The organism is Burkholderia sp. 3C (assembly GCF_054589155.1).
Genome location: NZ_BAAILN010000055.1, coordinates 89,909 through 96,124, shown reverse-complemented (window position 1 = coordinate 96,124; position 6,216 = coordinate 89,909). Strand labels below are relative to the sequence as shown.

At 65.5% G+C, this 6,216-nt stretch carries 6 protein-coding genes and 2 pseudogenes; 6 read left to right on the top strand and 2 right to left on the bottom strand.

What is annotated here, in order from left to right; genetic code table 11:
- Positions 1-150 (bottom strand): annotated as a pseudogene (locus ACYP33_RS09695) (low specificity L-threonine aldolase); the annotation flags it as partial.
- 174 nt (positions 151-324) lie between these two features.
- Between ACYP33_RS09695 and ACYP33_RS09690 the strand changes: the two are divergent.
- From ACYP33_RS09690 to leuB, 5 genes are all read left to right on the top strand, one after another.
- Positions 325-978 (top strand): alanyl-tRNA editing protein, encoded by a 654-nt coding sequence (locus ACYP33_RS09690; protein ID WP_459621281.1) that lies wholly within the window; start codon positions 325-327, stop codon positions 976-978.
- A 181-nt stretch (positions 979-1,159) separates the two neighbouring features.
- Entirely contained in the window at positions 1,160-2,569 is a 1,410-nt protein-coding gene (gene leuC / locus ACYP33_RS09685; RefSeq protein WP_414447924.1) for a 3-isopropylmalate dehydratase large subunit, read from the top strand.
- A gap of 4 nt (positions 2,570-2,573) precedes the next feature.
- On the top strand, positions 2,574-2,723 hold the full coding sequence (locus ACYP33_RS09680; RefSeq protein ID WP_459621278.1) for an entericidin A/B family lipoprotein: 150 nt from the start codon (positions 2,574-2,576) through the stop codon (positions 2,721-2,723).
- Positions 2,724-2,740: 17 nt separating this feature from the next.
- Positions 2,741-3,391 (top strand): 3-isopropylmalate dehydratase small subunit, encoded by a 651-nt coding sequence (gene leuD / locus ACYP33_RS09675; RefSeq protein ID WP_414441589.1) that lies wholly within the window; start codon positions 2,741-2,743, stop codon positions 3,389-3,391.
- Positions 3,392-3,463: 72 nt separating this feature from the next.
- On the top strand, positions 3,464-4,531 hold the full coding sequence (gene leuB / locus ACYP33_RS09670; RefSeq protein ID WP_414447923.1) for a 3-isopropylmalate dehydrogenase: 1,068 nt from the start codon (positions 3,464-3,466) through the stop codon (positions 4,529-4,531).
- Positions 4,532-4,782: 251 nt separating this feature from the next.
- On the opposite strand, the pseudogene ACYP33_RS09665 reads toward leuB, so the two are convergent.
- Positions 4,783-4,945: pseudogene (locus ACYP33_RS09665) on the bottom strand (3-isopropylmalate dehydrogenase).
- Between ACYP33_RS09665 and asd the strand changes: the two are divergent.
- Positions 4,944-6,065 carry an aspartate-semialdehyde dehydrogenase gene (asd, locus tag ACYP33_RS09660; protein ID WP_459621275.1) on the top strand — a complete coding sequence of 374 codons (1,122 nt, stop codon included), beginning with the start codon at positions 4,944-4,946 and terminating at the stop codon, positions 6,063-6,065. The pseudogene ACYP33_RS09665 and the gene asd overlap by 2 nt on opposite strands.
- Positions 6,066-6,216 lie beyond the last annotated feature (151 nt).

Here is a 6,216-nt window from a genome sequence, read left to right as displayed (position 1 = left end):
GACGCGCGCTGTCCATGGGTCGTTGCCGTACGGGGCGGCGTGGCCGGCCGCGCAGGCCACCAGCGCGTCGAGCACGGCGGGGGACGCACCGGCGATGTTGTCGCTGCTGAAGTTGAGCACCGGCTGATCCGGCGTCGAAGCGTGTTCCATGGGACGTGAATCCTGACTGAAGAAAGGCCCGTTGAGGGCGGAATCGGGGAATGCGCCCACACTAGCCGCGCGAAACGGGCAGGGATTGTAAAAAATTGAAGGACGCGCCCCCTTGAGCGGCGGCCGCGCCGCCCGCATAGTCGGAGCCTCGAATCCACGCCAGCAGGAGTAACGATGACGATCCGCCGCTATTTCGACAGCGATGCGCTGACCTTGACCACGCAGGTGCTTGCCTGCGAACCGGAGGCGGCGGCCGAGCCGGGCGGGAGCGCCGCGCGCTTTCGCGTCGTGCTGGCCGAGACGCTGTTTCATCCGCAGGGCGGCGGCCAGCGCGCCGACACCGGCCGTATCGGCGAGGCAAACGTGCTGCACGTGGCCATCGAAGGCGACACGGTCGTCCATTTCACCGATCGCGCGGTGCCGGCGGGCGAGGTGTCGATCGAGGTCGATGCCGGGCCGCGTGCATTGCATGCGCGGCTGCATTCGGCCGGCCATCTGATCGCCTACGCGGGCGCTACGTTCGGCTGGCGCGCGGTGAAGGGGCACCACTGGCCCGGCGAGGCACGCGTGGTGATGGAGCGCGACGCCGACGCCCGCGAGATGGACGCGCAGGCGCTGGCCGATGCGGTCAATGCACTGATCGCGGCGGCGCTGCCGCGCGTGCTGACCGAGCGCGACGGCATGCGCATGCTCGCCTACGGCACGCTCGACGCAAGCCCGTGCGGCGGCACGCACGTGGCCGACACCGCCGCGGTGGGGGCGGTCACGATCGCCCGCGTCAAGGAGAAGAAAGGGCAACTGACGGTGCAGTACGACGTCGCCGCCTGATCGCGACGGCGTGAGCCAAGGTGGCCCCGATTGCCCGGTAAAACTTATCCAGGTATCGAAACTACTACTCAACTCACTGTTTTTATTGAGTTTTTTCTCATCCTGGTAGTGCCGTGTTGTCATCTTGGTGGCATAATCGTCTGCACCAGAAGGACTTGTCGTCACTACAACCCCGCATACCATGGCACAGACTCTCTACGACAAATTGTGGAATTCGCACGTCGTCCACGCAGAAGAGGACGGCACCACCTTGCTCTACATCGATCGTCATCTGCTGCACGAGGTGACCAGCCCGCAGGCGTTCGAAGGGCTGAAGATGGCCGAGCGCCCGGTGTGGCGGATCAGCGCGAACCTGGCCGTGTCGGACCATAACGTTCCGACCACCGATCGCACGCAGGGCATCGCCGATCCGATCTCGAAGCTGCAGGTCGACACGCTCGACACGAACTGCGACAGCTTCGGCATCACCCAGTTCAAGATGAACGACATGCGCCAGGGCATCGTCCACATCATCGGGCCGGAGCAGGGCGCGACGCTGCCGGGCATGACGATCGTCTGCGGCGATTCGCACACCTCCACGCACGGCGCGTTCGGTGCGCTCGCGCATGGTATCGGCACCTCGGAAGTCGAGCACGTGCTGGCCACGCAAACCTTGCTGCAGAAGAAGAGCAAGAACCTGCTGATCAAGGTCGACGGCCAACTGCCGCGCGGCTGCACAGCGAAGGACATCGTGCTGGCCATCATCGGCAAGATCGGCACGGCCGGCGGCACGGGCTACGCGATGGAATTCGGCGGCTCGATGATCCGCTCGCTGTCGATGGAAGGCCGCATGACGGTCTGCAACATGGCGATCGAGGCAGGCGCGCGCGCCGGCATGGTATCGGTGGACGACACCACGATCGAGTACCTGAAGGATCGTCCGTTCTCGCCCACCGGCGTCGAATGGGATCAGGCCGTGCAGTACTGGCGCACCTTCAAGTCGGACGACGGCGCGCAATTCGACCGCGTGGTCGAGCTGACGGTGGCCGATATCGTGCCGCAGGTCACCTGGGGCACGTCGCCGGAAATGGTCACGGCGGTGGACAGCCGCGTGCCGGACCCCGAGCGCGAGAAGGACCCGGTCAAGCGCGGCGCGATGGAGCGCGCGCTGGCCTACATGGCGCTCGAACCGAACACGCCGATCGAGTCGATCAAGGTCGACAAGATCTTCATCGGTTCGTGCACCAACGCGCGCATCGAAGATATCCGCGCGGCCGCCTACGTGGTCAAGAAGCTGAACCGCCGCGTCGCGTCGAACGTGCGTCTGGCGATGGTGGTGCCGGGTTCGGGCCTCGTGAAGGCGCAGGCCGAGCGCGAAGGGCTCGACAAGGTGTTCCGCGATGCCGGCTTCGAATGGCGCGAACCCGGCTGCTCGATGTGCCTCGCGATGAACGCGGATCGGCTCGATCCGGGCGAGCGTTGCGCGTCCACGTCGAACCGCAATTTCGAAGGGCGTCAGGGCGCGGGCGGCCGCACCCATCTGGTCAGCCCGGCGATGGCGGCGGCCGCCGCCATCGAAGGCCACTTCGTCGATATTCGCCGGCTCGGATAATCGCATGCGCCGCAACAGCATCATCGTGAGCCGCCTGGTCGCGGCGTTCGCCCTGGCGGGCGTCGTGCTCGGGCTGGCCGCCTGCAATACGGTGGCGGGCGTCGGCGAGGACATCAATGCCGCAGGCCGCGCGATTTCGCGCGCCGCGAGCTGACAATCTGGAAACGGATCATGGAAAAATTCACAGTGCATTCCGGCGTCGTGGCGCCGCTCGATCGTGAAAACGTCGACACCGACGCGATCATCCCGAAGCAGTTCCTGAAATCGATCAAGCGCACCGGCTTCGGCCCGAACGCGTTCGACGAATGGCGTTACCTCGATCACGGCGAGCCGGGCCAGGACAACTCGAAGCGCCCGCTGAACCCCGATTTCGTGCTGAACCAGGCGCGCTACCAGGGCGCCTCGGTGCTGCTGGCGCGCAAGAACTTCGGCTGCGGCAGCTCGCGCGAACACGCCCCGTGGGCGCTCGAACAATACGGCTTCCGCGCGATCATCGCACCGAGCTTCGCCGATATCTTCTTCAACAACTGCTTCAAGAACGGCGTGCTGCCGATCGTCCTGAGCGAACAGCAGGTCGATCACCTGTTCAACGAGACGTACGCGTTCAACGGCTTCAAGCTGACGATCGATCTCGAGGCGCAGTTGGTGCGCTCCGGCGACGGCCGCGAGTATCCGTTCGAAGTCGCGGCGTTCCGCAAGTACTGCCTGCTGAACGGCTTCGACGATATCGGCCTGACGCTGCGCCACGCCGACAAGATCCGCCAGTTCGAGGCGGAGCGGCTTGCCAAGCAGCCCTGGCTCAACAACCGCCTGATCGGATAATGCGGTGCCGCGCGTGAGGCGCGGCATGCATCGTACGCTTCCGATTCGAACCAACCCATATCAGGAAATCGCATGAAGATTGCAGTGCTGCCGGGCGACGGCATCGGCCCGGAGATCGTCACCGAAGCGGTGAAGGTGCTGAACGCCCTCGACGAAAAGTTCGAACTCGAACAGGCGCCGGTCGGCGGCGCCGGCTACGAGGCCGCGGGCCATCCGCTGCCGGACGCCACGCTGAAGCTTGCCAAGGAAGCGGACGCGATCCTGTTCGGCGCGGTGGGCGACTGGAAATACGACTCGCTCGAACGCGCGCTGCGTCCGGAGCAGGCGATTCTCGGGCTGCGCAAACATCTCGAACTGTTCGCGAACTTCCGCCCGGCGATCTGCTACGAGCAGCTCGTCGACGCCTCGCCGCTGAAGCCGGAACTGATCTCGGGCCTCGACATCCTGATCGTGCGCGAACTGAACGGCGATATCTACTTCGGCCAGCCGCGCGGCACGCGCGAAGCGCCGGACGGCCCGTTCGCCGGTGCGCGCGAAGGCTTCGACACGATGCGCTATTCGGAGCCGGAAGTGCGCCGCATCGCGCACGTCGCGTTCCAGGCGGCGCAGAAGCGCCAGAAGAAGCTGCTGTCGGTGGACAAGGCGAACGTGCTCGAAACCTCGCAGTTCTGGCGCGACATCATGATCGACGTGTCGAAGGAATATACGGACGTCGAGCTGTCGCACATGTACGTGGACAACGCGGCCATGCAGCTCGCCAAGGCGCCGAAGCAATTCGACGTGATCGTCACCGGCAACATGTTCGGCGACATCCTGTCCGATGAAGCGGCCATGTTGACGGGTTCGATCGGCATGCTGCCGTCGGCCTCGCTCGACAAGAACAACAAGGGCCTGTACGAGCCGTCGCACGGTTCGGCGCCGGACATCGCCGGCAAGGGCGTGGCCAATCCGCTCGCCACCATCCTGTCGGCGGCGATGCTGCTGCGCTACTCGCTGAATCGCGGCGAGCAGGCCGAGCGCATCGAGCGCGCGGTGCAGAAGGTGCTGGAGCAGGGTTACCGCACGGGCGACATCGCCACGCCGGGGTGCAAGCAGGTGGGCACGGCGCAGATGGGCGACGCGGTCATCGCGGCGCTGTAAGGCCAGGGCGGCAGGGCAGGGTGAGCGCCGCGCGGGCCGGTTGGCCCGGGCGTGTGCCGCCCCCGCGTGTCGCCCTGTTCGACAGGTGTGTTCCGGTGCGTTTTTCGCGCGTGGGCTCCGGTTGCGGGGTGCGCGAACAACATCGGGCACGATAGTTTCGGCGGGTCGTTGTACGGCCCATCAGGTTTGTGTAGACTCCTTCGCATGGCGCAGAATCTCTCGATCTCCCCGGTCCTGAACCTCCACGGCACTCAAGCCCGTGCAGGTGCGCGCGCCATCGTCTCCACGAAAATCATCATCACGAAAACGATCACGAAAAGCTGATCGTCATCCGTCGTGCCCGCCTGATTTCCCCGCGCGGTTGCGCCGGGGGACGGAAAAGGCGGGGAAGCTCTCAAGCAAAGGGTTAGTCATGAACGTAGGTCTCGTAGGTTGGCGCGGCATGGTCGGCAGCGTGCTGATGCAGCGCATGCAGGAAGAAGGCGATTTCGATCTGATCGAGCCGGTGTTTTTCAGCACCAGCAACACGGGCGGCAAGGCGCCGGCCTTCGCAAGGAACGAGACCACGCTGAAAGACGCGACGAACATCGACGAACTGCGCAAGTGCGACGTGATCATCACGTGCCAGGGCGGCGACTACACCAACGAGGTGTTCCCGAAGCTGCGCTCGGCCGGCTGGAACGGCTACTGGATCGACGCGGCCTCGTCGCTGCGCATGAAGGACGATGCGGTCATCATTCTCGATCCGGTCAACCTCGACGTGATCAAGGACGCGCTCGTCAAGGGCACCAGGAATTTCGTCGGCGGCAACTGCACGGTCAGCCTGATGCTGATGGCGCTGGGCGGCCTGTTCCGCGAAAACCTGGTCGACTGGATGACGGCCATGACGTACCAGGCCGCGTCGGGCGCCGGCGCGCAGAACATGCGCGAACTGCTCGCGCAGATGGGCGCGCTGAACAGCGCCGTGGCCGAGCAACTGGCCGATCCGTCGTCGGCGATCCTCGACATCGACCGCCGCGTGCTGGCCACGATGAACAGCGACGCCATGCCCACCAGCCAGTTCGGCGTGCCGCTGGCCGGTTCGTTGATCCCCTGGATCGACAAGGATCTCGGCAACGGGATGTCGAAGGAAGAATGGAAGGGCGGCGCGGAAACCAACAAGATCCTCGGCAAGCCGGCCATGGGCGAACCGGGTTCGATCCCCGTCGACGGCCTGTGCGTGCGGATCGGCGCGATGCGCTGCCATTCGCAGGCGCTGACCATCAAGCTGAAGAAGGATGTGCCGCTCGACGAAGTGCACGGCATTCTCGCCTCGGCCAACGACTGGGTGAAGGTCGTGCCGAACGAGCGCGAAGCGTCGATGCGCGATCTGTCGCCGGCCGTGGTGACGGGCACGCTGTCGGTGCCGGTCGGCCGCCTGCGCAAGCTGGCGATGGGCGGTGAATACCTGTCCGCGTTCACGGTTGGCGATCAACTGCTGTGGGGCGCGGCCGAGCCGTTGCGCCGCATGCTGCGCATCCTGCTCGACAAGTAAGCCGGCGCGGCTCGCGTCCGGAAGGACGACGGCGGCGTTCGTGGTGCCCGGTGGCAAGCCGGGCGCGGCGAGCGCCGCTTTGTTTTTGGGTCGCGCGGCGCGAGGCGAGCAAGGCTTGCAGTTTGCTTGTGTCATGCCGCGCAAGACAATT

Bases quoted from the DNA above. Each gene is read 5' to 3' on its own strand.
- leuD (WP_414441589.1), top strand. From the start codon at position 2,741: ATGGAAAAATTCACAGTGCATTCCGGCGTCGTGGCGCCGCTCGATCGT.
- asd (WP_459621275.1), top strand. From the start codon at position 4,944: ATGAACGTAGGTCTCGTAGGTTGGCGCGGCATGGTCGGCAGCGTGCTG.
- ACYP33_RS09680 (WP_459621278.1), top strand. From the start codon at position 2,574: ATGCGCCGCAACAGCATCATCGTGAGCCGCCTGGTCGCGGCGTTCGCC.
- ACYP33_RS09690 (WP_459621281.1), top strand. From the start codon at position 325: ATGACGATCCGCCGCTATTTCGACAGCGATGCGCTGACCTTGACCACG.
- leuB (WP_414447923.1), top strand. From the start codon at position 3,464: ATGAAGATTGCAGTGCTGCCGGGCGACGGCATCGGCCCGGAGATCGTC.
- leuC (WP_414447924.1), top strand. From the start codon at position 1,160: ATGGCACAGACTCTCTACGACAAATTGTGGAATTCGCACGTCGTCCAC.